Below are 969 nucleotides of genomic sequence, written 5' to 3'. Positions count from 1 at the left end.
ACCCCCCACCGGCAATTCCCCCTGAGGAGTCTCATGTTCGGGCTCGCCCGTGCCAGAAAGACCGCCGTCGTCGCGGCGACCGCTGCCGCCGCCGCGACCGCACTGCTCAGCGCCCCCACCGCCGAGGCCGCATCCTCCCGCATCGTGGGCGGCACCACGACCACGACGACCGCGTACCCGTTCATGATGCAGATCACGGACGCCTCGCAGAGCCAGTTCTGCGGTGGCACGCTGGTCTCGGCCACCAAGGTCGTCACCGCGGCCCACTGCATGGCCGGCGAGACCACCGGCAGCGTCCGTGTCGTCGGCGGCCGCACCTACCTCAACGGCACGAACGGCACCGTCGCCCGGGTCAGCGACATCTGGGTCCACCCGGACTACACGGACGTCACCGAGGGCAACGACGTGGCCGTGCTGACCCTGTCCACGTCGATGCCGTACACCCCGGCGTCGTACGTCGACTCCTCGGACACCGGTGTGTACGCGGCCGGCACCACCGCCCGCATCATCGGCTGGGGCACCACCTCCTCGGGCGGCAGCTCCTCCAACCAGCTGCGCACGGCGACCGTGCCGACGGTCTCCAACTCCAGCTGCGCGAGCTCCTACGGTTCGGACTTCATCTCGTCCGACATGGTCTGCGCCGGATACACCTCCGGCGGCGTCGACACCTGCCAGGGCGACAGCGGCGGTCCCCTGATCATCGGGGGCGTCCTGGCAGGGATCACTTCCTGGGGCGAGGGCTGCGCCCAGGCCGGTTACCCGGGCATCTACACCCGGCTGACCACGTTCTCGGACGAGGTGACCGAACAGGTCGAGTCCTGACCGGGAACGAGTGAGAGACCAGGGGGCGTTGGGGGGGGGCCCCCCCGGGCCCCCCCCCCCCCCCCACCCAGAGCCCCCGGCCCCGGGGGTGTTGGCGCGTAGCGAGGGGTGGGGGGGGGGCGGGGGGGACGCCCGCCCCCCCCGGGC

General features: G+C 72.3%; 1 protein-coding gene. It reads left to right on the top strand.

The features are described from left to right. Positions 1-33: 33 nt before the first annotated feature. Entirely contained in the window at positions 34-822 is a 789-nt protein-coding gene (locus L0P92_RS06725; protein WP_234761593.1) for a S1 family peptidase, read from the top strand. Positions 823-969: the final 147 nt, after the last annotated feature.

The organism is Streptomyces muensis (assembly GCF_021474425.1).
GTDB classification, from domain to species: domain Bacteria; phylum Actinomycetota; class Actinomycetes; order Streptomycetales; family Streptomycetaceae; genus Streptomyces; species Streptomyces muensis.
The sequence above is the reverse complement of the archived record's forward strand: the minus strand, read 5'-3'. Positions and strand labels throughout refer to the sequence as shown.